The organism is Corynebacterium sp. HMSC078A10 (genome assembly GCF_001811565.1).
GTDB classification, from domain to species: domain Bacteria; phylum Actinomycetota; class Actinomycetes; order Mycobacteriales; family Mycobacteriaceae; genus Corynebacterium; species Corynebacterium hesseae.
In genome coordinates, this window is record NZ_KV805193.1 from 125,776 (window position 1) to 126,234 (window position 459).

General features: G+C 69.1%; 1 CRISPR repeat array.

Annotated features, from left to right (window positions below):
• Positions 1–455: a CRISPR direct-repeat array (repeat unit 28 nt; unit sequence GTGCTCCCCGCGTGAGCGGGGATGAGCC).
• Positions 456–459: the final 4 nt, after the last annotated feature.

Below are 459 nucleotides of genomic sequence, written 5' to 3' on the forward strand. Positions count from 1 at the left end.
GTGCTCCCCGCGTGAGCGGGGATGAGCCGGCAACGAGGGCCAGGCCCACGGTAGCGACGATGTGCTCCCCGCGTGAGCGGGGATGAGCCTTTGTTTGGCAGCTTTCACAGACTCCCATCCAAGTGCTCCCCGCGTGAGCGGGGATGAGCCGTGCGCGCCCCAGTCCTTGACAGTCATGACGTCGTGCTCCCCGCGTGAGCGGGGATGAGCCCCTCGGCCATGGTGGGGCGCGGTTTGGGAGGCAGTGCTCCCCGCGTGAGCGGGGATGAGCCCATGGGCCTGGCTGGTACGGCGTCGAGGAGCCGGTGCTCCCCGCGTGAGCGGGGATGAGCCGTACAAGGTTGCGGTGGCGTGCTCAGCAATCGAGTGCTCCCCGCGTGAGCGGGGATGAGCCGACGGAAGCTACTCGTACTACGGGTGCGGAGAGGTGCTCCCCGCGTGAGCGGGGATGAGCCCTGG